This window comes from Pseudomonas sp. NPDC087626 (genome assembly GCF_044743405.1).
GTDB lineage: Bacteria > Pseudomonadota > Gammaproteobacteria > Pseudomonadales > Pseudomonadaceae > Aquipseudomonas.
In genome coordinates, this window is record NZ_JBIUWJ010000026.1 from 20644 (window position 1) to 45645 (window position 25002).

The following is a 25002-nucleotide window of genomic DNA, read 5'->3' on the forward strand; positions in this document are numbered from 1 at the left end:
TGTTAGGGGGTTGCCAGGCAAAAGCAACCCATCAGTCGAAAGTCAGTTCGGCGCGTTGGGCGATTCCGGCCTCGTTGCCGGCCCACAGTTCAGCTTTGCCGGGCGCGTAGAGACGCCCGCCAACGATGAAGGGTTGCGGCGAAATCAGCGGTCGGATGCCGCGATATTCAAAGCGACGGATATTTGCCTGCGGATTGGCCCGGCAAAAGGCGCGCAGGTTGAGTGTGGCGATCAGAGGTCCTTGCACCACCAGGCTGGGGTAGCCTTCGGTTTCGGTGACATAAGGCCAGTCGTAGTGGATGCGATGGCCGTTGAACGTCACGGCGCTGTAGCGAAACAACAAGGTCGGCGTGGGCGTGACCGACTCCTGCCAACCCGCCAGGGGCAACGCTTCGCCACTGTCGAGTTTGGGCGGGGTCGGATCACGATAGACAATGTCCTGCTCTTCGCGAATCGCCAGCTGCCCGTCCTGCATGTAGTCATGACGCAGGGTTGCGAACAGCAGCGAGCCGCTGCGTCCGGTCTTTTCCTCGACCTTCAATACGGTCGTGATACGGGTGGCTTCAGCGCCGACGCGCAGTGGTTGCACAAACTCCACGCGTCCGCCCGCCCACATCCGGTTGCGATTCTGCGCAGGCGGCAGGATTCCACCCCGGGCCGGATGGCCGTCGTCACCAAGACCAGCCTCATCTACCGCAGGTTGAAAGAATGCCCAATGCCACAGCGCCGGCAATGCTTGGCCCACAGCAGGAGGTTTTTCGCCCAACGTTGCAGCGATGCGCTTGACCAGGCTGGCGCTCAGATGCTCAGTCGTCTGTTCGCTGCGCCCGATCAAGGCGGCATAGGGGGAGTCGGTCATGGAGTTCATGCACAAAAATCCTGTCAGGGCGCGTATGCCCTATGCTCGGATGTTCGTGCGTCGCGCAGAACTCCCCTGCTCGGGGGGGGGTACGACAAGCCGTCGTTGAAACGGCTACGGGATAGACGGGTACTCAGCTTTCGAATTGGCTGAGCGTGCAATACAGGTCGAAAGCCAGGTAACGCGACTGCCTGTCGCGCATGACCTTGGCCATCGCCACGTCCGGATCGCGACTGAAAAAAATCCGCCCACGCTGGCTGACGAGGTGATCGAGCAAGCGCTCTTTCTCGCCGATCAGGCATTCGGGGTTGCGGTCATAGCCGCTAGTGACCGCCAGTTCCAGCCAATGGCTACCGGGGATCAAGTCACCCGCGAACAGCACCGGCCCACCCGGCATAGCGATTTCCGGCAGCAGTTGCCCGGGGGTGAAACCATCACTGAGGTGAAACTGCCAGCCACTGCCAAGCAGGTCACTGTCGACGCCATTGAGCAACGTCAGGCGAGCGCTGTCTTCCAGTCGGTGAAGCAGTGGCGAGATGAACAGTGCGCGGTCTCGAGGATGTGGCCGACGGGCACGCTCCCAATGGCGCTCACCCACCAGGTAGCGGGCGTTCGGGAACAACAGTCGCGGCAAGTCGCCGTCCTCGATGGCGCTCAGCAACTGGGATGATAGCCGGGCGTGCAGGTGAACCAACACCACGACATCGATATCGGCCTCGCCCAAGCCATGCTGGGCCAGCGAATCGAGCAGGCCCTTGGGGTGTTGTTGGCAGCGACACGTTCTGGGTAACGGTGCCAGCAGTGCTTCACTGCCAGCCAGCACCAGAATGTTGTTGCCGTTCTCTTGCACCAGCAAGGCACGTGAGGCGAGGCAGATCTGGTTGTCGTGGTCGGGGCGGACCCAGTCGGCCCAGCGCGAGCGCGGAGTATTGCCGAACATCACCCCGCCATCGAGCCTGCGCCCCGGGCCGTCCAATGCGCAAATGCGACGGTTCATTGAGTGTTGTACCTTGCGTGAAGATGTCGTTCCAATGCTTACGAGCGCCAGACAGCCGCGAGGTCGTCACCCTCAAGGCCGGCCATTACCTGGGCCGTGTGCGCGCCGCGAGTCGGAATCGCCCCCGGTGTCGCGACCTGCCCATCGAAGCGCGGCGCAGGGCTGGCTTGCAGCATGCCGTCGCGCTCGAAGTACACGCCCCGCTCCACCATGTGTGGATGTTGCGCGGCTTCACGTGGGCTCAACACCGGTGCAAAGCACGCATCACTGCCTTCAAGCAGGTCACACCAGTGGGCGCGTGGCTGGCTGGCAAATGTCTCGGCCAGCAACCCGCGCAGTTCGTCCCAACGTTTCACATCCCACTGCTTGGCGAAGCGCGGATCATCCTGCAGGCCGAGTTTTTGCAGCAACAGCGCGTAGAACTGTGGCTCCATCGAGCCCAGCGCGACGTACTGGTCGTCGGCACAGCGATAAGTGGCATAGAAGTGCGAGCCATCGTGAACGCTCTTGCCGCGCTGCTCCTGGAGCAAGCCACGACGCGACAGCGACATCATCAACTGCATCATGTGCGCCGAGCCATCGACGATGGCGGCATCAACCACCGTGCCCTTGCCGGTCTGCCGGGCGTTGAGGACTCCGGCCAATACACCGACCGCCAGGTACAGCGCGCCGCCGCCGATGTCACCGATCAGGGTGATCGGCGATGAAGGCGCTTCTCCAGCGGTACCGCTGTGGTACAGCGCACCGGACAACGCGATGTAGTTGTTATCGTGACCGGCGGCGCTGGCCATCGGGCCGTTCTGGCCCCAGCCGGTCATGCGCCCATAAACCAGCCGTGGGTTGCGCGCCTGGCACTCTTGCGGACCAAGGCCAAGACGTTCCATGACGCCGGGGCGCATGCCCTCGATCAAAACGTCAGCGCTCTCGATAAGTTTCAGCACCGCTGCGCGCCCTTCAGGGCTTTTCAGGTCAGCCACCACCGAGCGCTTGCCACGGTTCAGCGGGTTGGCCGGCGCGTTGGCTTCGCCAGTGATCGAGACGGATTCCGCACGCTCGACAGCGATCACCTCCGCGCCCAGATCGGCCAGGTGCATGGCACAGAACGGCCCCGGGCCGATGCCACAGATTTCTACGACTTTGATACCTGACAGCATGTTTTTTCCTTATTTGTCGGGACCTGACAACCGGGCATCAAACGCCCGTGATTGGCCAATAACGTCACCAATACGCTAACAGAGCCCCCCTATCGAACATCCCCCCCGGCATGGGTGGCTACAGGTACAAGTAGGCGTCGCTACTCTCGGCCTTCCTCCGCTGGCAATAACAACAAGACAAAGGAAGACGACATGTTTGCTCTACGTTCTCATTGGGCGCTTCTGGCCACCTGCATGACTGTCCCGGTATTGGCAATGGCCGGCCAGAGCGCGCCGGTCAACCCGTATCTGGCACAGTCCTACAACAACCAGACACACTGGAACGACGGCGCCTCGGACAGCACCGATATTGCCGTACCACGCGGCACCTTCAAGATCACGCCGGACGCCTACCGCGTATTGCCCAATGAATCGGCGAGCCTGATGCAGTACACCGACAAGGTTGGCGACACTGACCTGTACTGGTTCTGGGCCGGTTTTTCGCTGCGCAAGGTGAAGATCGAGGACGACTTCAAACTCACTGAAGTGGCCCGCGTCGACCTGCCGGTCAAACTGCCCAACTACCAGCCGATCACCCCGCAACAGCGCTTGCAGCAGGCCGCCGAGACCCGCAAGTTCCTTGAAGCCAAGGACGAAAAGGGCTTGCTCGACTACATGAGCGCGCAACCCAACCGCATGCTGACCGCCACCGCCGATCAACTCCTCGGTGGGGCCATCTACTCATTGCTGACCCGCGAGGACGCGTTTATCGGCGCCAGCGCCCGTCGGGTATTCCGCATCGACCAGAATGACCACAAAGACCCGCAGTCGGGCATGAAGCTCACCCAGGAAGTGCAACTGCCCGACGCCTTGTTCGATAACGAGAAGACCAAGCGCGGGATGAATATCCCGGTGGACACGACTTTCGGCATGGGCATGACGCCGAACGGCTTCCTGGTGGTCAACACCATGGGCGGCACCGTAGCCACCCTTGATCGCACCACCCTGAAACTGATCGACAGCTACCGCGTGGAAGGTAGCGATGAGCTGTTCCTCAACTCCTTCGCTACCGGCCCGGAAGTCGATGGTGGCGCGGTGTACGTGGCGTCCAACCAGAACATGTATCGCCTGGTGGTCGACAAACAGGGCAAGATCCACGCCGACGAAGCCAGCGGTGCGTGGAAAGCGCCTTACGAGCGCGGACCGCGCTTCACTTCGATCAAGATCGCCGACGGCACCGGCGCCACCCCTACCCTGATGGGTTACGGCCCGGATGAAGACAAGCTGGTGGTGTTCACCGACGGCGCGAAAAAGATGAACCTGGTCGCCATGTGGCGCGACCAGATCCCGGCTGGCTGGAAGCAAAAACCCGGCACCTCGTCGCCGCGCGTTGCCGATCAGCGTGAAGTCGACCTGGGGGCAGACATTACTACCGTGCAATCGGAGCAATCGGTCGCGGTGTATGACGGCCATGCCTTTGTGGTCAACAACATTCCGGCCGTGGAAAAACCGGTGCTGTCCAAGTCCGGCTACTACGTGACCATGCTCAACGGCATGACCCGTCCGGCGCCCAGTGGCGTGGCCATGTTCAAGTGGGACAACGCCAAGGACCAGTGGAGTACTCTGTGGACGCGTAACGATGTCGGCTCGATTTCGATCGTGCCAATGATCAGCGGTGGCAGCCGCATGGCGTTGATCAACGGCTTCTACTCTGACCGCCTGGGCGAAGGCTTCCACCTCGGCATGGACCTCGATACCGGCAAGACCGTCCTGGAAATCGCCACCGGCAGCGACCCGATCTTCAACGGCATGTACGCGCCACTGAAAGTCGATAAACAAGGCCGGATCATGTACGGCATGGCCTTCGGCATGGTGTTGATGGACACCAACCGCATGCAGAAAGTCGACCAGGTTGCCAAACAGTAGGCGCGAGCCTGCTCGCGAAAAACGCCAACGATGCCCCGTATTCCCTGGGTATACGCGCGCATTTGAGAGCATCGTCAAGTACGCCGGCCTTCGTTGAAGGCCGGCGTTTTCTATGACTGCTACATCGATGTTGGCTGTGCCGACCTCATCGCGGGCAAGCGGAGCGCCGCCCGGCCCGCTCCCACAGTGGTTCTGGGTGTTCACAGATTTTGGGTACACCCACTCAACCTGTGGGAGCTGGCCTGCCCGCGATAGCGGTATGTCAGGCACTATCGAAGTTGGCTTTGCCGGCCCCATCGCGGGCAAGCCCGCTCTCACAGTGGTTCTGGGTGTTCACAGATTCTGGGTACACCCACTCAACCTGTGGGAGCTGGCTTGCCAGCGATAGCGGTATGTCAGGCACTATCGATGTTGGCTTTGCCGGCCCCATCGCGGGCAAGCCCGCTCCCACAGTGGTTCTGGGTGTTCACAGATTTTGGGTACACCCACTCAACCTGTGGGAGCTGGCTTGCCAGCGATAGCGGTATGTCAGGCACTATCGATGTTGAATTGACCGGTGCTATCGCTAGCAGGCTAGCTGCTCTCACAGTGGTTCTGGGTGTTCGCAGATTTTGGGTACACCCACTCAACCTGTGGGAGCTGGCTTGCCAGCGATAGCGGTATGTCAGGCACTATCGATGTTGAATTGACCGGCCTCATCGCTAGCAGGCTAGCTCCCACAAATGGCAGTACCCGCTGCAAAATGGCCAATAAAAAACCGGGCACTAGGCCTAATGCCCGGCAAAAAGGACAACGCTCAGTCGCCGGCGCACTCCTTGAAGAATGCCCCGGCGGACAAATCAAGCGCGACCGTACAGCGTCACAACACAAGCACCACCCAACCCAAGGTTGTGCGCCAATGCGACATTCACACCTTCGACCTGGCGTTTGTCCGCATGACCGCGCAACTGCTGGGTCAATTCATAGCATTGCGCCAGGCCAGTCGCACCCAGCGGATGCCCTTTGGACAGCAGCCCTCCAGACGGGTTGGTAACCACCTGGCCGCCGTAAGTGTTGGCGCCAGCGAGCACAAACTTCTCGGCGCCGCCGACAGCGCACAGGCCCAGGGATTCGTAGGTCAGCAGCTCGTTGTGGGCGAAGCAGTCATGCATCTCGGCAACACGGATATCCAGCGGATCCACGCCGGACTTCTCGTACACTTCCTTGGCCGCTCGTTGCGCCATGTCGAAACCCACTACCTCGATCATCGATCGCGATTCAAAGCACACCGGCTTGTCGGTGGTCATCGACTGGGCAAGGATCACCACGTCAGTGCGCAGGTTGTGTTTCTTGGCAAAGGCTTCGCTGCAGATGATTGCCGCCGCCGCACCGCAAGTCGGTGGGCAGGCCATCAGGCGGGTCATCACACCCGGCCACATCACCATGTCGTTCATCACGTCTTCAGTGGTCACCACTTTGCGGAACAGCGCCAGCGGGTTGTTGGCGGCATGGCGACTGGCCTTGGCGCGAATTGCCGCAAAGGTGCTCATTTGCGTGCCGTACTTTTGCATGTGCTCGCGCCCGGCGCCGCCGAACATCCGCAGGGCACTGGGGATTTCCACATCAGCGGTCAGCTCATCGATGACCGACTGGGTCATGTGAGTGGTCGCTCGTGGGCGGTCGTCCCAATTGCCTTTCAGGGCACCGGGTTGCATCTGCTCGAAGCCGAATGCCAGGGCGCATTCGACTGCACCGCTTTCCACTGCCTGCCGTGCGAGGAACAAGGCGCTGGAGCCGGTGGCGCAGTTGTTGTTGACGTTGATTACCGGGATGCCACTCATACCTACTTCATAGAGGGCGGCCTGGCCACTGGTGGAATCGCCGTAAACGTAACCCGCATAGGCTTGCTGGACCAATCGGTAATCCACACCGGAATCCTGCAAGGCAAGGCGAATCGCCTGCGAGCCCATTTCAATGTAAGTACCGCTGGTACCGGGTTTGACAAACGGGATCATGCCAACGCCGACAACATAAGGTTTTTGCGACATTACTCTTCTCCAGATTCAGTGAACGTGACTCAGGGGCAGCCGTTCGCCCTCTTGCGAGGACGAACAGCAATGGGCCTGAATGGCTTAGCGGATGCCGGCGTTGCGCAGTGCTGCCGGGGTGAAGTCGTTCATGGACGGCTGGTAGGCGTAGTCGGGACCGCGCTTGTTCTCGTTGCCCAGGTTCGACACCAGGTACCGACCGGCCAGCAAGTCATAGACGCCCATCGCGGCGTACACCGCGACGCCCTGTTTGTAATCGTTGACCAGATACCCTTCGCTCACACGCCACAGCGCACCGCGACCGTCGTACTGGTCGATTTCAACCGCCGCCCAAGTGTCTTCGTCGAAGTACATGCGACGCTTGGCGTAAATGTGGCGCTGGCCAGGCTTGAGGGTGCCCTCCACTTCCCAAACGCGGTGCAGCTCATAGCGGGTCAGGTCCTGGTTGATGTGGCCGGGCTTGACGATGTCCGCGTACTTCAACTTCGGCGATTGCAGCTGGTAGTTGTTGTAGGGCACGTAGACTTCTTTCTTGCCGATCAGCTTCCAGTCGTAGCGATCCGGTGCACCGTTGTACATGTCGGCGTTATCAGCCACGCGCATGCCATCCGCCGCAGTCCCCGGACCGTCATAGGCCACTTGCGGTGCACGCCGCACGCGGCGTTGGCCGGCGTTGTAGGCCCAGGCCATGCGCGGTTCCTTGATCTGGTCGAGGGTTTCATGGATCAGCAGCACACCACCGGCCAGACGCGACGGCGCGGTTACGGTTTGCTTGGTGTAGAACAGGATGTTGGCGCTGTCCTCGGGCTTGGCGTCGCTCATTTTCCACGGCAGCCCCGTGGCAAACTCAATTTGCACCGGGGTGTAGTCACCGTTGACCTGTGGCGTGGCCTGCATCTGACGACTGATGTAGTTGTTGCCGCGAGAACGGGTCAAGTGGTTCCACACCACCTCAAGGCCAGTCTTGGGAATCGGGAAGGCGTAATAGTGGGACTGCTCGAAGTTCTTCAACGAGTAGCCATCGTTGGTCGACTCGGTGGTCACCGCGCTTTTCTTCGCCGCATCGTAAACCTCTTGCGGCGCCGAGGCGGTGCGCTGGGTCTTGTACACCGGAATCTTGTAGGTGTTGGGATAGCGCTGGAACATCGCCAGTTGCCCGGCCGTCAGCTTGTCCTTGTACTGCGCGGCGTTGGCGGCGGTGATCACGAACTGCGGTTTTTCCCCTTCGAAGGGGTTGCCGAGAAAGTCATTGGTCATCGGCGCGGCGTCGGGCTTCAGGCCACCGGTCCAGGCGGGAATGGTGCCGCTGGCATTGCCGGCTTTCTCGCCACCAAGGGGAGTCAGTGTGGTGCCCAATTGTGCGGCTTCCTGTGGGGAAACGGCCGCCATGACGCTGGAAGCGATCAGGCTGAGGGTCAAGGTGCAGGCTTTCATCAGAGTGCTGGATTGCATTTTTATTATCTCCGTCTGATCAGTGTCAGAAGTTCACGCCGAAGCTGAGGGCGACATAGTCGCGATCAGTGTTGGTATTCCACTTTCCGCCGAAGTAGTCGGTGTAACTGAGGCTTGCGGTGTAGGTGTTCAAGTAGTCGGCATCGAGCCCGAGGCTGATGGCCTTGTTGCCCTCCTCGAAGTTGGGCCCTACGCCGTCGACGTCATGGGACCAGGCCAGGTTGGGCGAGAGGTTGATACCGGCAATCACGTTGGGGTAGTCCAGCTTGCCGCGCAGGCGATAGCCCCACGAGTCGCTGGTGTAGAACCCATGGCTGTTGCATTCCTGCTGCGGGTTGCTTGGGCGGGTGGCGCCGGGCTGACCTGGCACCGGCGTGTTCTGCCCGACGCAGACAGCCTGGTTGACCAGTTGCCCGGCGCCGAACACGGTGTTACGGCCAAAACGCTCTTCAGTACCATCACTGGCGCCCAGGCCATTGATGTGGTTGTAGCCCACCTCGCCTACCAGCGTCAGGCGCGAGGAGCCAAGGATCTGGTCGAAGAATTGCGTAGCGCTCATCTGCGCTTGCAGCACGGGCATGCGTTTGTAGCCGTCGACACTGGCCCCGGCGACATTGGAGGACTGGCCACTGATGAACAGCGGCGAAGACGCGTTGCCCACGGCTGCCAGGTTGATGTCGGCGCCGTTGAGGTTCAGCGGCATGTTCGGCCGGAAACTCACCTCGCCCCCCAGCGAAGTTCCCATTACGTTGGTCGCGAAGCTCAGGCCATACAGGCGCACATCCTCGGGATAGACCACGTTGTAGCTAGCGCTGCGAATCGCCGCTACCGCGTTGGCGCTGCTGGTAGCGCGGGTGAAACTCAGGCTGGGATTGCGGCTGTGGTAGTTCATGACATAGGCACCGAACTCGGTGTCGTTCAGTTCGGCGGCAAACCAGCGCAGGGCCAGGCCGAACTGGCCGCTGTCGCGGGCATCCTGGGTCTTGGTGCGCGCAATGTAGGCATCGTCGAACAGTCCAGGTGCGCCGGTGTTGTTGGCCACACCGGGCGGCAGATCGAGGCCAGCCAGCACGGCGCGGTCATTACAGCCTTCAGGCGTCACATCATTGCCGAAAAAGGTGCCGCAGTTGTCGATCACCGAGGGCGCCCATTCGATCTGGTAGAAGGCTTCGGCGGTAACGTTCTCAGTCAGTCCCTGGGATACATAGAGCATGTTCACCGGGATCAAGCCTTCCTTGACCTCGGCCCCCGGGCGGCGCAAAGCAGCGACGTCGATCGGGTTGATGCTGTTGATCGAGTTGCCGATGAAGGTGCTTTCGCCCCAACTCACCACCTGCTTGCCCAGGCGCACGTTGCCCTGCAAATCGTCGAGGGTGTAGTTGTGATAGACAAAGCTGTCGAGAAACATCGCCCCCGACGACTTGGCGGCACGCTGGCGGCCATGATCGTCGATGTCATAGAACGGACGGCTCTCGTCCATCAGCTCAAAGTCATACCAGTACTTGCCACGCACGAAGGCACCGCTGTCGCCATATTTCAGTTCCAGGTCATGCACACCCTTGAAGATCTTCGAGAAGGTCTCGCCCTTCTTGAAGTTCAAGCGATTGTCATCGTTGGTGCGTGCTGACGCGTTGCCCCTGGTGCCTTGCGAATTAAAGTTGGAAATGAAATCGGGGTCAGGTCCGCGAACCGCCCAACTGGCGCCAACGGACAGTGACGAGTCGAAGCTGCCCTCGATCTCACCGATGCTGAAATCCTTGGCAAAGGCCTCTGGGGCAATGGTTGCAGCGACGGCGACTGCCAGCAGGTGTGGATAGCAAACTCCACGCATTTTCGAAATACTCATGCGTTTTCTCCGGTGCATTGGCGTAGGGAGATCTAGCCACCTACTAGCGGGCGGCTTTTATTGAGGTGTTGTAGGTAGCGAGAGTCGATCAGGCGATGCCGCGCTGCCGGTTATCCCAGAACGGCTTGCGTAGCTCGGTCTTGAGCACCTTGCCAACACTGGTCAGCGGCAACGTCTCGCGGAACTCGACGCTGCGCGGCACCTTGTAGCCAGCGATCCGCTCGCGGCAGTGGGCGATGATCTGTTCCTGGCTGGCGTGGACACCGGGCTTGAGAATGATCACCGCATGCACCGTCTCGCCCCACTTGGTGCTCGGAATTCCGATTACCGCGCTTTGCGCCACAGCAGGATGACTGCCGATGGCCGCTTCTACTTCACCGCAGTAAACGTTCTCGCCGCCGCTGACCACCATGTCCTTGAGACGGTCGCAGACGTAGATGAAACCGTCCTCGTCCATGTAGCCGCCGTCACCGGTGTGCATCCAGCCGCCACGCAACGCTTCGGCGGTGGCTTCGGGTTTCTTCCAGTAACCGAGCATCACGTTCGGGCCACGCACGATGATTTCGCCGACCGTACCGCGCGGCACTTCGTTGTCGTTGGTATCGACGATGCGGATTTCTACACAGAGCACTGGCAGGCCCGCCGAATACATCTTGCCGCTGGCCTGGTGCTCGGCGCTGTGGTACTCGGTGTCGAGGATTGCGGCGGCCGGTGACAATTCGGTCATGCCGTAGCCCTGGGAGAATTCAGCACCGGTGAACACTTTGCAGGCGCGGTCAAGCAAGGCCGGGGTGATCGTCGACGCCCCATAGACGATGCGTTTCAAGGAACTGACATCAAGTGCCTGTCCGTGCTCCTGGTGCCAGTCCAGCAGCATTTGAATCATCGTCGGTGCCAGCAGGATTTCATCGGCTTTCTCGCGCTCGATGGCTTGCAGAACCCCCTGCGCAGAGAACGTCTGCAGCACCGCGTGGGTGCCTCCAGAGATGAACAGTGCTGACATCGCCGCAAAATCGGCGAGGTGGAACATCGGCATCGCGTGCAGGAAAACTGCGCCTTTTTGGCAGCGTCCCATCGTCAGGGAGTTCAACGCCGAGAATGCGACGTTGTTATGGCTGAGCATCACACCCTTGGGATCGCCCGTGGTGCCGCCGGTGTAGAAAATACCGAGCAAGGCGTCACCGCTGCGGCGGGCATCTTCCACCGGCTCGCTGATCTCGATCAGCGTTTCATAGTTGAGCATTCCTGCCGGGGTCTCGCCATCACCGGCGTAGATCACCACGCGCACGGTTTTCGCTTGTGCCTGCACCTGGGCGCCCAGGGTTTTGTGGTGATCGTCGACGATCAGCACGCTGGTTTCCGAGTCGTCCAGCGAGTAGATGATCTCCGCTGCACTCCAGCGAAAGTTCACCGGGTTGACCACGGCATCAGCCCACGGCACAGCCTGGTAATACTCGATGAACCGTTGCGAGTTGAACGACAGCATCGCCACGCGATCGCCGGTGGCGACCCCCAGGCCTTTGAGCGCACTGGCCAGGCGCGCCACGCGGTCACCGAACTCGGCGTAGGTGATGCGCCGACCCTGGGAGCGGATCGCCACGGCATTGGGACGTTGCTGCAGATGACGGTGCAGCCCTTGAGTGATGTACATGAAAACTCCAAATTGCTTTTTTATTATTCAATCGATTTGGAAATGTCGACGCCTGGTACGCTGGCTCGCCGGTTACAGCGACCGTGCAACGACCTCGCGCTGAATCTCGTTGGAACCACCGTAAATGCGCGCCACCCGGGCATCGGCCCACATGCGGCCAATCGGGTATTCGTTCATGTAGCCGTAGCCGCCGAACAGCTGCAGACAGCGGTCGAGCACCTCGCCCTGGCGTTCCGTCAGCCAGAACTTGCCCATCGAGGCCAGCGTGGTATCGAGGGTGCCGTCGATCCAGCGTTGGATGATCAGGTCGACAAAGGTCCGTGACGCGAGCACGGTTGCTTTCACATCGGCCAACACGAAGCGACTGTTCTGGAATTCGATCACCGGTTTGCCGAACGCCTTGCGCTCCTTGGTGTACTCCACGGTCAGGCGCAGCGCGCGCTCCATCACCGCTACGGCGCCGACACCGATTTGCGCCCGCTCGTACGGCAGCTGGCTCATCAGGGTGTAGAACCCCTGCCCCTCCACTTCACCGAGCAGGCAGTCAGCCGGCACTTGGACGTCGTCGAAGAACATTTCCGAGGTGTCCTGGGCGTGCATGCCGACTTTGCTCAGCAGTTTGCCGCGACGGAAACCCGGAGTATTGGTATCGACCATGAACAGCGAAACGCCTTTGGCGCCCTGGCTGATGTCGGTCTTGGCGATCACCAGCACCATGTCACTGGTCTGGCCGTTACTGATGAAGGTCTTGGCGCCGTTGATCACGTACTTGTCGCCCTGCTTCACCGCGCGGGTGCGCACCGATTGCAGGTCGGAACCGGCACCGGGTTCGGTCATGGCGATGGCACAGATGATTTCGCCGGAACCGATCTTCGGCAGCCAATGCTTCTTCTGCGCTTCGGTGCCGGACTCAAGGATGTAGTGCGCGACGATATGGCTCAGGCCCAGTCCCAGGCCGCTGCCATTGGCGTTCATGGCGTTGATCACGCACACGTAGTGGCCGATGCTGCCACCGGCGCCGCCGTACTCTTCTGATACATCAGGCAGGATCAAGCCCAGCTCGCCAGCCTTGAGCCAGGCAGAGCGATCGGCATGGTGCTGCTCACGCCATTTCAGCTCATTGGGCTCCATGTATTCCTTGGCGAAGCGCAGGACCATGTCATTGAACGGTTGCAGGTCTTCGGTCATCCAGGGTGAGCGATAGTTTTCCAACATTAAAGATTCCTCGGGTTCTGGGGCCTGTCGACCGACGAGGGTCAACAGGCGCGACAACGCATTGGCCCTGCGTTTCAGGGCAGAAACCGCAACGACCTTAGAAGTTGGAACCTGGACCGCCGCCGCAATAGATGACCTGGCCGGAACAGAAGTTGGATTCCGGCAGGCAGAACATCACCACCGCACCCGCGGCTTCTTCTGGCTTGCCCACACGGCCCAACGGGATGGTGGCAGCGACACCATCAAGGCGTGCCTGTTGCACGCCGACCTTGATTTCGCGACCTTCGATGTTCACGGTCTTGCTGTCATCACCGGCCAGGGCCTGGGTCAAGCGAGTGTCGATCAGGCCGAAAGCCACGGCGTTGACGTTGACCTTCAGACGGCCCCACTCCTTGGACAGGGTTTTGGTCAGGCCCAGGATCCCCGACTTGCCCGAGGAATAGTTGGACTGGCCGACGTTGCCGCCAGCGGCGCCGGAGGAAATGTTCACCACTTTGCGCAGTACTTCGCGGCCTTCTGCGGCCTCTTTCTTGGCCAGGGCACTGATCACGGGTTGCGCGGCACGCAGGATGCGGAATGGCGCGGTCAGGTGGCAGTCGATGACCGCGTACCATTGCTCGTCGCTCATCTTCTGGATCACGTTGTCCCAGGTGAAACCGGCGTTGTTGATGATGATGTCGATCGCGCCATAGTTTCTGACGGCGGTCTGCACGAAACGATCGGCAAAATCAGCGGCGGTCACGCTACCGACGCAAGCCACGGCTTCACCGCCGGCGTCACGGATTTCGCTAACCACGGCCTCAGCCGGCTCGGCGTCCAGGTCGTTGACCACGATCTTGGCGCCGTAGGCTGCCAGCTGCAGGGCGACTTCACGACCGATGCCACGACCGGAACCGGTCACCAGAGCTACTTTGCCTTCAAGCTTTTTCATTGTTGTTTTTCCTGTGAAATAAAGGTTTTGGGGTTAGGCCAGGGCCACGACGGCTTCGCCAGCCAGCTTTTCTTCGCCGTACTGGTTGGCGCAACGAATCGCCAGGCGCACGCGTTTCTCACCGTGTTCTTCGAACTTTTCGGTGATGGTTCCGGTACAGGTCGGGATATGCCCCAGTTGGGTGATGCCGGTAAAACGGATCGACAGGCTGCGCACTTGTTGCTGCGGCACCCATTGGGTCAACAGGCGACCGAGGTAGGCGGCGGACAACATGCCGTGGGCAAACACGTCGGGCATGCGTGACTTGCGGGCGAAATCGATGTCGATGTGGATCGGGTTGTGGTCGCCCGAAGCGCCGCAGTACAGCGCCAGGGTGGTGCGGTTGACCGGTTGCAGCTTCAACAACGGGATCTCATCGCCGACCTGGATATCGGAGAACTGCGCGTGGGTGGTGTTGGAGAGCGTCATCGAGATTTCCTCAGCGCTGTACGAGGGACGAGCGGACATCGGCGATATGCACGCCGTCCTGGTTGGTCACACGCGATTCCATGACCACGAATTGCAGGGCCCCGCCCTTTTTCTCGTAGACATCGGTGATGGCGGCATCGAACGTCAGCACGTCACCGGCGTAGGCCATGGCGTGATAGACGAAGGATTGTTCGGCGTGCAGGATCCGGCCGAGGTCGAAATCGACCAGTTTCAGGAACGTGGTCAAGTCACGACCTTCACCTTCCAGGCATTTGAGAAACGTCGGTGGCACCGGCAGGGTTTTGTGGCCAGCGGCAACAGCAGCCGCTTCGTTGGTGTAGACCGGGTCGGTCTCGCCGATTGCCTTGGCGAAGAAGCGCAAACGGCCCTTCTCCACATCGACGCTGAATTTATCGAGCTTGTGCCCGATCAGACTCTTGTCTGCCATTTGCCTCACTCCTCTTGTTGTTATGCGTGCCGGTCCAGGCACGCGCTTGGAAAGACTCAGTTGCGCCCGTACATCGTGACTACGCAGGCGCCGCCCAGGCCGAGGTTGTGTTGCAGGGCGATGTTCAGGCCTTCGACCTGGCGCTTGTCGGCGGTGCCGCGCAGTTGCTGGGTCAGCTCGTAGCACTGCGCCAGACCGGTGGCGCCCAATGGGTGGCCCTTGGAAAGCAGGCCGCCGGACGGATTGGTCACCACCTGACCGCCGTAGGTGTTGTCACCATCGAGTACGAACTGCTCGCCGCCGCCGACACCGCACAAGCCCAGGCCTTCGTAGGTGAGCAATTCGTTGTGGGCGAAGCAGTCGTGCAGTTCTACCGCGCGAACGTCCTGCGGACCGACGCCCGCCTGCTCGTAGACCAATTGCGCGGCGCGCTGGGTCATGTGGAAACCGGCGTAGGCAATCATCGACGGCGGATCGAACGACTCGACCGGGTCGGTGACCATCGATTGGGCAAGAATCACCACGTCACTGCGCAGGCCATGCTTCTTGGCGAAGGCTGGCGAACAGATAATTGCAGCCGCCGCACCGCAAGTCGGCGGGCAGGCCATCAGGCGAGTCATCACACCCGGCCACAGCACCTGGTCGTTCATCACGTCCTCGGTGGTCAGGACGTTCTTGAACAGTGCCAGTGGGTTGTTCGCAGCGTGGCGGCTGGCCTTGGCGCGGATGGCGGCGAAGGTTTCCATGCGGGTGCCGTACTTCTGCATGTGTTCGCGACCAGCACCGCCGAAGGTTTTCAGCGCGCGCGGCAGGTCGACGTCGCGGGTCAGGCCTTCCATCACGTGAACCACACTGGCACGGGTTTGCGGACGGTCATCCCAATGCGACTTGAGGGCGCCGGCCTGCATCTGCTCGAAACCCAGGGCCAGCACACACTCGGCCTGGCCGCTCTGCACCGCGGCGCGGGCCAGGTACAAGGCGGTGGAACCGGTGGAGCAATTGTTATTGACGTTGACGATCGGGATGCCCGTGCGGCCGACTTCGTAGAGGGCGGTCTGCCCGCAAGTGGAGTCGCCGTAGACATAGCCGGTGAACGCCATTTGCACCTTGTCGTAGCCGATGCCGGCGTCCTTCAGCGCGAGGCGTACAGCTTCGGCGCCCATGTCGGTGTAACTGGGACTTTTGCCCGGCTTGGAGAAGGGGATCATCCCGACCCCGGCGACGACGACTTTTTCACTCATGGATGAATTTCCTTAGGCATACACGTTCGGTTGTCGTACCTGCCGGCCGGCGGGTTCTTGTGGGATTCATCCTAGGTTTGCCCATCGGCACGCTTCGACCGTCGAAGGGATGAAGTTGCGGAGGTAGTGGGAGGCGTTCCAAGGAACGATTGGAGGGAGTAATGCCGAGGTAGTCAGGCGGGGTCAGCCACAAATCCTTGTGGGATCGAGCAAGCTCGCCCCCACAGAAAAGCAAAGGCAAACAGGTGTACTCCCCCACGGCATCCTTTCGAACGATCCCGCACCTACTCCGCAGCATCATCCCTTCGGCGCTCGCTGAAAATCTTCACCACGCCCAGCATTGCAAGAGTCCCTGTCCCCTGACCTACCGAGGATTGAAATGAGCGAATACAGACCCGCGTGGCTAACTGAAGACCTGGCGATCTTCCAGGAATCGGTTCGCCGTTTTGCCGCCGAAGAATTGGTCCCCCACGAGGAACGCTGGGCGCAGCAGAAGCATGTCGACCGAGAGACGTGGCTGAAGGCTGGCGCAATGGGCTTGCTGTGCCCCGCCATTCCTGAAGAGTACGGCGGCAGCGGCGGCAGCCACGCCCATAACGCAATCATTGGCTATGAGCTGGCCCGCGCGATCGCGACCAGCCTGGGCACCAATGTGCACAGCGCGATCTGTGCTCACTACATCCTGCGTTATGCCTCTGAAGAGCAGAAACTGCGTTGGCTGCCTAAGATGGCCACAGGCGAAATGGTTGCCGCCATCGCAATGACCGAACCGGGCGCAGGCACCGACTTGCAGAGCGTCAAGACCAAGGCCATCCGTGACGGTGATCAATACGTGATCAACGGTTCCAAGACCTTCATCACCAACGGATCCCAAGCCGACCTGGTACTGCTGGTGTGCAAGACCGATCCGAGCCTGGGTGCCAAGGGCATGTCGATCATCGTGCTGGAGGTCAACGATCTTCCGGGCTTCCGGCGTGGCCGGATCCTCGACAAGATCGGCCAGAAAGGCCAGGACACCTCGGAGTTGTTCTTTGATGACGTGCGCGTGCCGGTGGCCAATTTGCTTGGCCCGGAGGAAGGCAAGGGCTTCGTCCAGCTGATGCAGCAATTGCCCGAAGAGCGCATGTTCATCACCATGAACGCCCTGGGGTCCATGGAGCGCGCGGTCGAGGAGACCATCAAGTACACCAATGACCGCAAGCTGTTCGGCAAGCCATTGCTGGACATGCAGAACACTCGTTTCAAACTGGCGGAAATGCAAACCACCGTGACCATTGCGCGCACATTTGTCTTCGATTGCCTGGACAAAATGGTCAAGCACGAACTCGACCCGACCACTGCCGCCATGGCCAAGTGGTGGTCCTCGACTCAAGCCTGCCAGATCATCGATGAATGCCTGCAACTGCATGGCGGGTACGGCTACATGATGGAGTATCCGATCGCCCGCCTGTACGTCAACACCCGACCGATGCGCATCTATGGCGGCTCCAACGAAGTCATGAAAGAGCTGATTGCCCGCACCCTGTAACTATCCCCAATCCCTGTGGGAGCGGGCTTGCCCGCGATGACGGAATCGCATTCGACATTACTGTTGACTGACACACCGCTATCGCGAGCAAGCTCGCTCCCACAGGTTTTTTTGCGCCTGTGAAAACGAGCACATGTCCATGAACTCAATCCCCGAACCCTTTGCAGCGGCCACCCACGAGGACCGGCCACCCGCCGGCTTCCTGCCAATGGGCCGCGTCGGTTTCGTCGTACATTGCACCGGCCTGTATGTCCACGAAGAACGCTCGGTGCTGGCCGCACGCATCCGCCCCGAGCACCTCAACCCGCTGGGCATTGCCCACGGCGGTTTCCTCGCTACCCTGGCAGACACGGCATTCGGCCGGGCGCTGAGACTGGCCTCAGCCAGCGAACTGCCGCCAGCGACCATCAACCTGAGCATGGACTACCTGAGCCCGGCCAATCTCGGTGCCTGGGTCGAGGCCCACGTTCAGGTGCATCGGGTCGGACGCTCGCTGTCTCACGCCAGCCTGGACCTGCTCGATGGCGAGCGTCTGGTCGCCCGGGGCAAGGCGACGTTTATCGCCAACACCCCAAGCCTGCACGGCAAGCGCCGCCAGGACTGATCAAGGCTGCGGGTTGCCAGGGAGTTTCAGTTCCAGGTCGCGGACTTTGGCGATGGCCTCGTCACGCCCGGTGACGCCCAGCTTGTAGAAGATGTTCTTCATGTGCCATTTCACCGTTTCCGGTGACAGGTTCAGTACCCGGGCGATCTTTTTGTTCGGCAGTGCCTGGGCTACCAGGCTGAGCACATCCAGTTCGCGAACGCTGAGTACGTTTGCGGTGCCTGCTGCAGGGGCCTGCTGGTCGTTGCCGTCGCTGGCGCTGGCAATGTCGAGCAGGCGTTGTGCGTAAAACGTCAGCACCGGATCCAGGACCTTATCGGCCATCAACGCTTCAAGCATCGATGGCACTCCTGGCCATGCATCCAGCAAGCTGCGAACCAGTCCAAGTCGATGTCCCTGGCGCAACGCCTCGATAAGCTGCTCGCGGGCCTCGGTTGGCCGTCCCCTGCCCTGTTCGATCACGGCCATCTGCACGCGCATGGCCACGACCCGACGCCAACGGCGGTTGCTCTGTGAGACATCGATAAGGTCCGGCAAGCGCTCAGCCGCCGACGAGAAGTCTGCGCGGTGCAGGTGCCGCTCAATCTCGGCCCGACGGGCGATGATCCGCACTTCCAGTGGTGTGCCTGATTGCAGCTCACTCTGATGCTGCGCCGTTTGCAGGATCCGCTGCAGTGCACTTTCAGCGCCGGGCTCATCCGCCGTCAGTTGCAACCAACGCATGCGCACCAGCAACGCACAGACCAGCAAGCGGTCCAGGTCATAACGGCTGGCGTATTGTTCCAGGCGATCGAGCCAGCTCAGTGCTTCGGTCTGTCGCCCGGCCAGCCAGTGCGCCATGGCCAGCGTCTGCATGCACTGCAACACCGTGTCGGGGATCGCCACCTGTTCCAGCAGCTTCATCCGCCGCTCAAGTAACAGGCAGGCAGCGTCGAAATCGCCTTGTTCATACAATGCGGTGCCGAGCAAACCTGCGGCCATGGTGCTGACCACGAGGTAAGCCACCCCGTGCTTCTCAGCTTCTTCCAGCACTTCACGGTAAAGATGCTCGGCCTGGGTCGCGCGGCCTTCGAGGGCCAGGCTCATGCCGCTCATGCATCGCCCCAGCAGGCTGCGGCGCGGCGACCCAAGGCGCTCGCCACCCTCGAGAATCTCGCGGGCCTTCTCGAACTCGCCCTGGTACATGTACAGCCAGGCCAGGGTGTTACTGCGTCCGGACCAGGCAAAATCGTCGGCATTGGCAGGGATTGCCAACAGTTCGGGCAAGATCGCCAGCATCGCGCTCGTGTCGTCCTGATGGATCGCTTGACTGCCCTTGAGCACGGTCAGTGCGTGACGCTGCCTGTGGTCGAGTTTTGCGTGATGGTCTTGCAGATGCTCCAGGGTCTGGTCCAGTGCCTGAAAATTGCGCGAGTACAGTTGCAGGTGAGCCATGACGATCTGCAGCCCGAAACGCTCGGCGGTCTGCTCCGGCGGCAAGCCCTTGAGCAATCCGGAGATCTGGCTGAGGTTGCCTTTGGCGAGCAGGTCATAGGCGCAGGCTTCAACGATATCCGCTGCGGCCTCGGAGTCACCCGCGCGCACCGCGTGGCGTACCGCTTCATCAAGGTGTTCATGCTCGGTGAACCAGCCTCGTGCGACGGCATGCAGGACCTGTTCCTGCTGCGGTCGCGCCGCCAGCCGCGCACGCAATACGCTGCCCAGCAGCGGGTGCAGGCGATACCAGGTTTCGCGGTCGTGGCTCTTGACCTGGGTGATGAACAGATTGTCGGCATCGAGACGTGCCAGCTGGATCATCATGCCGGCGATGGCGTGCGGCTGGCCGAGCAAGGTTGCGCACAACGAGGCGCAGAAACGTTCACAGATCGAGACGCAGGTGAGCAGGCGCAAATCTTCAGGCTCAAGGCGCACCAGCACTTCACGTTCGAAATAGTCGGCAAACCCGACCGCATCGCGAATCTGTACCCGGTCAAAGCGCGTCATCTGTTTGGCTTTGAGATCAACCGCAAACAGCTGTAGACCAGCGACCCAGCCATCGGTCAGTTCATGCAGCGTCGCGGCGTCACGGGCGTCGATAGCGCCCAGGTGCTCCTGGAGGAAGCGTTCTGATTCGGCGCGTGTGAAGCGCAGGTCGCGCAGATCGAATTCACTGACCTGGTCTTTTGCCCGCAAGCGTGCCAGCGGAAACGGCAAGGCGATCCGCGTGCCGAACACCAGGTGCAGGTTGGGGGGGGCGTAGTCGATCAACCATTGCAACGCCTGGATAATTCGCGGCGCCTGCAAGTGCTGCATGTCATCGAGCATCAGCAGCACTTCACGCGAGTGCTGGGCGATGCCTTGAACCAGGGTGATGACCCAGTGTTCCACGGCCATTTGCTGATTGTCGCGACCGAGCAGCACACCTGCGTCGCGAACCTGCTCGGGCACCACTTCAGCCAGGCTGGCTTGCAGGCAATGGCAGAAGCGCCCGATTTCGTCGTCCTCGGCCGCCAGTGACAGCCAGGCGACCTCGAAATTCATCGCCAGCAGTTCCCGGCGCCAGGCCAGCAAGGTGCTGGTTTTGCCACTGCCGGCCGGCCCCTGAATCACCACGCAGCGCTGTCGCCGAACGTCCTGCAGTCGCGCCATCAACCCCTCGCGAGGCACCAGCCGACGAGCCCCGCGTGGCGGGACGAGCTTGGTGTCGGCAATCGACTGATCGGCGTCGATCGAGGAACGAAGATCGGTGTCTTGGGTAGGAGGTAACGACATTGGAGAACGCTTCCGGAATGGCGAGCCAGGCGACAAACGATGCGGGACAGACGGTGTCACGACTGCATGATATTTCGCAGTGCATTGTAGGGCTTCAGCGCGTTGGCTGCGATCTTTTGATCTTGGGTTTGGGGGCTTATCCGTTGGTGGGGTTGTGGCGGGTAATGGTTCCGCCCTTACGGCGGGTCACTTGGAAAAGCCCCAAGTAACCAAGGGCTCTTTCCCCAGGCGTACGGCCCCTCGCTTAGGCTCGGGGTACCTTCGCTACGGTATCCATCCGGGGGCATCGCCTCCGGTTTGCTGCGCTGCACCTCCTCTCGATGTGTGCGGCTTCGCCGCACGGCGCTACGCGCCTCCCCCCAGATGGATACCTTCGCTCAGCCTGCCGATGGGCGTGTGGATCAAGATCAAAAGCAAGAGCACGGCGACCTGACAGTCGGCCTGAGTGGTAAAAGCGGGCGAGGCGGCCTGACAGTCGGCCTGACAGTCGGCCTGGCTTTTCCTGGTGTACGAGTTTCCCCTGTGGGAGCGAGCTTGCTCGCGATGGGGGCGGCACAGCCAACATTTATGGTCCCTGACACACCGCCATCCAGAGCAAGCCCAGTTCACAGGGGTGCTGGCCGTACGCAAAATTTACGGGCAGCCAGATTCACTGTGTGGCGAACCTGCTAGCAATAAAGTCAGGCGCGCCGCAGTTATCCAGGATCGCAGATCAGGCCTCGGGCAAGCCCTGTGGCCACAGCAGCCGAACGGCATCGCCATCTTCGCGATAGGCATGGCAGGTGCCAATGACCCACGAGCGCACGGCGACGACCTGTTCGGTGCTTGTGGCCCTGCGGCGGGCTGCCTCGGCCCGGTAGGTTGAAAACATCGTCTGCATGGCGGTGGAAGCCATGCGTTCGAGTAGTTCGGTCATGTGCGTGCAACCGTTCACGCCACCGACGATGGCCTTCATTTTCTGTTTGAAACCCGCGGCGATTTTCAACCCGGTCAGCCGCGAATACGCCGCCGCGGCTTCGCCACAAAACTGGCTGGCACCGGTGGCCGTTATCGCTGCGATGTGCTGGATCACTAAATCGGCATCAAGGGTCATCACCAGGCGCATGTCATGGATCGCGCCACCGCTGGGAACCCGGTGAAACGGCAGGTCGGTGGGCTCGTTGGTCAAGTCCTGCAAGCGCCCTTCGATGTCGAACAGGCCATCGCTGCGTTGGTACCCCTTACAGGTGATTTCACGGGTATGCAGCAAAGTCCGGGTAGGCGAATCAGGGGGCGTGGTGGTCATCGATGAAATCCTTCTTTGAACTACTCGATACGCTCAAGAGAACACCGCGCCAGGCGCGGCGCTGCAGATCACTCAGTTTTTGCCATAAAGCGTGACGACGCAGGCCCCACCGAGCCCGAGGTTGTGCTGCAACGCGTGTTGCAGGCCGTCGACCTGACGCGCACCGGCCGAGCCGCGCAGTTGGTGGGTCAGCTCATAGCACTGCGCCAATCCCGTGGCACCCAGCGGATGGCCTTTGCACAACAGGCCGCCGGACGGGTTGGTCACGACCCGGCCGCCGTAGGTGTTGTCGCCATCGAGGACGAATTTTTCCGCTTCGCCGACCGGGCACAGGCCAAGGGCTTCATAGGTCAGCAATTCGTTGTGGGCGAAGCAGTCGTGCAGCTCCACCACACGAATGTCCTGCGGGCCGACGCCAGCTTTCTCGTACACCGCACCGGCGGCGCGTTCGGCCATGTGCGCGCCGACGAAACCGATCATGGTTTTCGGTTCGAACGACTCCACGGGATCTGTCACCAGTGACTGGGCGAGGATCGCCACGTCGGTGCGCAGACCATGTTTTTTGGCAAACGCCGGCGAGCAAATGATCGCCGCTGCTGCGCCGCAAGTCGGCGGGCACGCCATCATGCGGGTCATCACCCCGTCCCACATCAACTGGTCGTTCATCACCTCTTCAGTGCTGACGATTTTCTTGAACAAGGCCAGCGGGTTGTTGGCCGCGTGACGGCTGGCCTTGGCGCGGATCGCGGCGAAGGTGCTCATCTGCGTGCCGTACTTGCGCATGTGCTCGCGCCCAGCACCGCCGAACGTGATCAGGTTGCGCGGGATGTCGCCGGCGTCGCCACACAGCTCATCCTGAATCGGCAAGTAATCGCCACGGGGCAATGGTCGATCATCGAAGTTGGAACGGGTCGGGCCTGGGCGCATCTGTTCAAAACCAACTGCCAGGGCGCATTCGACCTGCCCGCTTTCCACTGCAGCACGCGCCAGGAACAAGGCGCTGGAGCCGGTGGCGCAGGCGTTGTTGACGTTGAACACCGGAATCCCGGTGCGCCCGACCCGATACAGCACGGCCTGGCCGCAGGTGGTGTCGCCGTAGACGTAACCGGCGAATGCCATCTGCACCTTGTCATAGCTCAGGCCGGCGTCGGCTAGCGCCTGGCGCACCGCTTGGGCGCCCATGTCGATGTAGCTTGGGCTCGCGCCTGGCTTGGTGAAAGGGATCATGCCGACCCCGGCTACTAATGCGTTCTGACTCATGGCTAGGTCCTTACTGGTTTGAGGAGTGTCACAGCGCTTGCGCGATGATTTCGTGCATGGCCTTGCCGGTTACCCCGTGATCAAGCGTGGCGTGGGCAATGGAATGAGTGCGTAAACGGCCTTGGGCGGCGCGCAATCGCGAGAGTTCGTCAGCGCATTTGCGCAGGGCTTTACTGGCGTACAGATTGGCGATTGCCGCGTGTTCGGCGCTCAACGGGTGGCGCATGCGCCGGTCCAGGTAGTGATCGACCAGTACGCGCAACGCGACGGCGCGAGCCTTGATGTCGGCGATTTTGTTGCGGGTGTGCGCCAGCTCCCACGAACAATGGCCGCTGGCATCGGGTTGCCGCAGATGAATCAAGGTCAGGTCCAGCAGGTGTTCGAGGCGACTCGCGGCAGAAATAGCCGCCAACAGGCGCTCCTCGTCGCCTGCCCGGTTCAGGTAGTGAAGGCCCCTGCCCGCTTCACCCAGCAGATTGCTCACCGGCACACGTACATTGTCGAAGCACAATTGAGCGGCACTCGGTTGCAGGCTACTTTGCGGGCTGCGGCTGCGTTGCACGCCAGGGCGGTCGGTTTCGACGATGATCAGGCTGATGCCCGTCTCGCCGTCAGTGTCTTCGGTGCGGCAAGCGAGCAGGACCAGGTTGCCGGTCATGCCATTGCCGACTGCGCTTTTACTGCCGTTGATCAGGTAACCGTCGCCGTCGCGCACGGCCTGGGTTTGGATTCTTTTGAGCCCGCCACCAAGTTCGTCGACCGCCAGGGCCAGGACCACCCCGCCGCTGCAGATGCCCGGTAGCCAGCGACGCTTCTGCTCATCGGTAGCCAACTGGGCGATGCACGGTGCGATGATGTCCGAGTGCAACGATAACGCCCGGTCGCAGACCCCGACCCGGGCAAATTCTTCACGCAGCACCGCAGCGTGGCCAAAGTCACCTCCGCCACCGAATTGCGCCGGCAGCGTTACACACAACAACCCTTCACGGCCGGCCTTCAACCAGACCCACCGTTCCACATCTGCGGCATGTTCCCGACCATTGAGCTGAGGCAGGTGTTCGCGCTCGAGAAAGCGTCGCACGGCGCTGCGAAACATTTCATGGTCTTCACGGTAGAGAGTGCGCTCAACGTCCATTCGGAACCTTTGGCCATCGCCCGATTGCATAGGGAAACGGGATAGCCCGCTCCAATTTGTCAAGGCAATCGTTGCATGGGACCGGGTGGATCGAGAGCCACCCTCACAGGGGGGGGCGGGTTTGCAAGACACGGTGCGCGCACCATAATCGGCCGAGCTCATTGCATGACACGGCGGCTCAACGGTGCGCCTTGAGGGTTGCGTTAGACCATAGTCTCGGGCAAAGGCCAAACGTGGCACTATGG

19 protein-coding genes are annotated in these 25002 nt (G+C 61.1%); 3 read left to right on the plus strand and 16 right to left on the minus strand.

Annotated elements, in window-relative coordinates:
• Positions 1-31 precede the first annotated feature (31 nt).
• From ACIOVD_RS20165 to ACIOVD_RS20175, 3 genes are all read right to left on the minus strand, one after another.
• The gene (locus tag ACIOVD_RS20165) at positions 32-859 is read right to left on the minus strand and encodes a MaoC family dehydratase N-terminal domain-containing protein (protein WP_159998824.1); all 828 of its coding nucleotides are present in this window, start codon (positions 857-859) and stop codon (positions 32-34) included.
• A 133-nt stretch (positions 860-992) separates the two neighbouring features.
• On the minus strand, positions 993-1856 hold the full coding sequence (locus tag ACIOVD_RS20170; RefSeq protein ID WP_401129856.1) for an MBL fold metallo-hydrolase: 864 nt from the start codon (positions 1854-1856) through the stop codon (positions 993-995).
• A 38-nt stretch (positions 1857-1894) separates the two neighbouring features.
• Positions 1895-3010, minus strand: a complete 1116-nt coding sequence (locus ACIOVD_RS20175) for a CaiB/BaiF CoA transferase family protein (RefSeq protein WP_401129858.1) — start codon at positions 3008-3010, stop codon at positions 1895-1897.
• A 192-nt stretch (positions 3011-3202) separates the two neighbouring features.
• Here ACIOVD_RS20175 and ACIOVD_RS20180 point away from each other — a divergent pair, with 192 nt between their 5' ends.
• Positions 3203-4915 (plus strand): hypothetical protein, encoded by a 1713-nt coding sequence (locus tag ACIOVD_RS20180; protein WP_095170078.1) that lies wholly within the window; start codon positions 3203-3205, stop codon positions 4913-4915.
• 839 nt (positions 4916-5754) lie between these two features.
• Here ACIOVD_RS20180 and ACIOVD_RS20185 read toward each other — a convergent pair.
• The 9 genes from ACIOVD_RS20185 to ACIOVD_RS20225 form a co-directional block, all read right to left on the minus strand.
• Positions 5755-6942 carry a lipid-transfer protein gene (locus tag ACIOVD_RS20185; protein ID WP_401129860.1) on the minus strand — a complete coding sequence of 396 codons (1188 nt, stop codon included), beginning with the start codon at positions 6940-6942 and terminating at the stop codon, positions 5755-5757.
• Positions 6943-7026: 84 nt separating this feature from the next.
• Complete coding sequence (locus ACIOVD_RS20190; protein ID WP_401129862.1) at positions 7027-8394, minus strand: DUF1329 domain-containing protein; 1368 nt, start codon at positions 8392-8394, stop codon at positions 7027-7029.
• A gap of 25 nt (positions 8395-8419) precedes the next feature.
• Positions 8420-10240, minus strand: coding sequence for a DUF1302 domain-containing protein (locus ACIOVD_RS20195; protein WP_401129864.1), 1821 nt, complete (start codon positions 10238-10240; stop codon positions 8420-8422).
• 88 nt (positions 10241-10328) lie between these two features.
• Positions 10329-11891 carry a long-chain-fatty-acid--CoA ligase gene (locus ACIOVD_RS20200; protein WP_401129866.1) on the minus strand — a complete coding sequence of 521 codons (1563 nt, stop codon included), beginning with the start codon at positions 11889-11891 and terminating at the stop codon, positions 10329-10331.
• A gap of 72 nt (positions 11892-11963) precedes the next feature.
• Positions 11964-13106: an acyl-CoA dehydrogenase family protein gene (locus ACIOVD_RS20205; RefSeq protein WP_159995998.1), complete on the minus strand. Its 1143-nt coding sequence runs from the start codon at positions 13104-13106 to the stop codon at positions 11964-11966.
• A 97-nt stretch (positions 13107-13203) separates the two neighbouring features.
• On the minus strand, positions 13204-14037 hold the full coding sequence (locus tag ACIOVD_RS20210) for an SDR family NAD(P)-dependent oxidoreductase (RefSeq protein ID WP_401129868.1): 834 nt from the start codon (positions 14035-14037) through the stop codon (positions 13204-13206).
• 33 nt (positions 14038-14070) lie between these two features.
• Positions 14071-14505, minus strand: a complete 435-nt coding sequence (locus tag ACIOVD_RS20215) for a MaoC family dehydratase (protein ID WP_095170071.1) — start codon at positions 14503-14505, stop codon at positions 14071-14073.
• Between the two features lie 10 nt (positions 14506-14515).
• Positions 14516-14953 (minus strand): MaoC family dehydratase N-terminal domain-containing protein, encoded by a 438-nt coding sequence (locus tag ACIOVD_RS20220; RefSeq protein WP_095170070.1) that lies wholly within the window; start codon positions 14951-14953, stop codon positions 14516-14518.
• A 56-nt stretch (positions 14954-15009) separates the two neighbouring features.
• The gene (locus tag ACIOVD_RS20225; protein ID WP_095170069.1) at positions 15010-16194 is read right to left on the minus strand and encodes a lipid-transfer protein; all 1185 of its coding nucleotides are present in this window, start codon (positions 16192-16194) and stop codon (positions 15010-15012) included.
• Positions 16195-16573: 379 nt separating this feature from the next.
• On the opposite strand from ACIOVD_RS20225, the gene ACIOVD_RS20230 reads away from it, so the two are divergent.
• Both ACIOVD_RS20230 and ACIOVD_RS20235 read left to right on the plus strand, forming a co-directional pair.
• Positions 16574-17722, plus strand: coding sequence for an acyl-CoA dehydrogenase family protein (locus ACIOVD_RS20230; protein ID WP_095170068.1), 1149 nt, complete (start codon positions 16574-16576; stop codon positions 17720-17722).
• 139 nt (positions 17723-17861) lie between these two features.
• A complete protein-coding gene (locus ACIOVD_RS20235) occupies positions 17862-18326 on the plus strand; it encodes a PaaI family thioesterase (RefSeq protein ID WP_159987321.1) in 465 nt (154 codons plus the stop codon).
• Here ACIOVD_RS20235 and ACIOVD_RS20240 read toward each other — a convergent pair whose 3' ends face one another.
• From ACIOVD_RS20240 to ACIOVD_RS20255, 4 genes are all read right to left on the minus strand, one after another.
• Complete coding sequence (locus ACIOVD_RS20240) at positions 18327-21077, minus strand: LuxR C-terminal-related transcriptional regulator (RefSeq protein ID WP_401129872.1); 2751 nt, start codon at positions 21075-21077, stop codon at positions 18327-18329.
• Positions 21078-21789: 712 nt separating this feature from the next.
• Entirely contained in the window at positions 21790-22362 is a 573-nt protein-coding gene (locus tag ACIOVD_RS20245; RefSeq protein ID WP_401129874.1) for a DUF2889 domain-containing protein, read from the minus strand.
• A 72-nt stretch (positions 22363-22434) separates the two neighbouring features.
• Positions 22435-23622, minus strand: a complete 1188-nt coding sequence (locus tag ACIOVD_RS20250; protein ID WP_401129876.1) for a lipid-transfer protein — start codon at positions 23620-23622, stop codon at positions 22435-22437.
• Positions 23623-23650: 28 nt separating this feature from the next.
• The gene (locus ACIOVD_RS20255; protein WP_401129878.1) at positions 23651-24757 is read right to left on the minus strand and encodes an acyl-CoA dehydrogenase family protein; all 1107 of its coding nucleotides are present in this window, start codon (positions 24755-24757) and stop codon (positions 23651-23653) included.
• Between the last annotated feature and the right edge of the window lie 245 nt (positions 24758-25002).

What these genes read in the sequence shown, in the direction of transcription:
- ACIOVD_RS20165 (WP_159998824.1), bottom strand. Translation starts at nt 859, where the DNA reads ATGACCGACTCCCCCTATGCCGCCTTGATCGGGCGCAGCGAACAGACG.
- ACIOVD_RS20170 (WP_401129856.1), bottom strand. Translation starts at nt 1,856, where the DNA reads ATGAACCGTCGCATTTGCGCATTGGACGGCCCGGGGCGCAGGCTCGAT.
- ACIOVD_RS20175 (WP_401129858.1), bottom strand. Translation starts at nt 3,010, where the DNA reads ATGCTGTCAGGTATCAAAGTCGTAGAAATCTGTGGCATCGGCCCGGGG.
- ACIOVD_RS20180 (WP_095170078.1), top strand. Translation starts at nt 3,203, where the DNA reads ATGTTTGCTCTACGTTCTCATTGGGCGCTTCTGGCCACCTGCATGACT.
- ACIOVD_RS20185 (WP_401129860.1), bottom strand. Translation starts at nt 6,942, where the DNA reads ATGTCGCAAAAACCTTATGTTGTCGGCGTTGGCATGATCCCGTTTGTC.
- ACIOVD_RS20190 (WP_401129862.1), bottom strand. Translation starts at nt 8,394, where the DNA reads ATGCAATCCAGCACTCTGATGAAAGCCTGCACCTTGACCCTCAGCCTG.
- ACIOVD_RS20195 (WP_401129864.1), bottom strand. Translation starts at nt 10,240, where the DNA reads ATGAGTATTTCGAAAATGCGTGGAGTTTGCTATCCACACCTGCTGGCA.
- ACIOVD_RS20200 (WP_401129866.1), bottom strand. Translation starts at nt 11,891, where the DNA reads ATGTACATCACTCAAGGGCTGCACCGTCATCTGCAGCAACGTCCCAAT.
- ACIOVD_RS20205 (WP_159995998.1), bottom strand. Translation starts at nt 13,106, where the DNA reads ATGTTGGAAAACTATCGCTCACCCTGGATGACCGAAGACCTGCAACCG.
- ACIOVD_RS20210 (WP_401129868.1), bottom strand. Translation starts at nt 14,037, where the DNA reads ATGAAAAAGCTTGAAGGCAAAGTAGCTCTGGTGACCGGTTCCGGTCGT.
- ACIOVD_RS20215 (WP_095170071.1), bottom strand. Translation starts at nt 14,505, where the DNA reads ATGACGCTCTCCAACACCACCCACGCGCAGTTCTCCGATATCCAGGTC.
- ACIOVD_RS20220 (WP_095170070.1), bottom strand. Translation starts at nt 14,953, where the DNA reads ATGGCAGACAAGAGTCTGATCGGGCACAAGCTCGATAAATTCAGCGTC.
- ACIOVD_RS20225 (WP_095170069.1), bottom strand. Translation starts at nt 16,194, where the DNA reads ATGAGTGAAAAAGTCGTCGTCGCCGGGGTCGGGATGATCCCCTTCTCC.
- ACIOVD_RS20230 (WP_095170068.1), top strand. Translation starts at nt 16,574, where the DNA reads ATGAGCGAATACAGACCCGCGTGGCTAACTGAAGACCTGGCGATCTTC.
- ACIOVD_RS20235 (WP_159987321.1), top strand. Translation starts at nt 17,862, where the DNA reads ATGAACTCAATCCCCGAACCCTTTGCAGCGGCCACCCACGAGGACCGG.
- ACIOVD_RS20240 (WP_401129872.1), bottom strand. Translation starts at nt 21,077, where the DNA reads ATGTCGTTACCTCCTACCCAAGACACCGATCTTCGTTCCTCGATCGAC.
- ACIOVD_RS20245 (WP_401129874.1), bottom strand. Translation starts at nt 22,362, where the DNA reads ATGACCACCACGCCCCCTGATTCGCCTACCCGGACTTTGCTGCATACC.
- ACIOVD_RS20250 (WP_401129876.1), bottom strand. Translation starts at nt 23,622, where the DNA reads ATGAGTCAGAACGCATTAGTAGCCGGGGTCGGCATGATCCCTTTCACC.
- ACIOVD_RS20255 (WP_401129878.1), bottom strand. Translation starts at nt 24,757, where the DNA reads ATGGACGTTGAGCGCACTCTCTACCGTGAAGACCATGAAATGTTTCGC.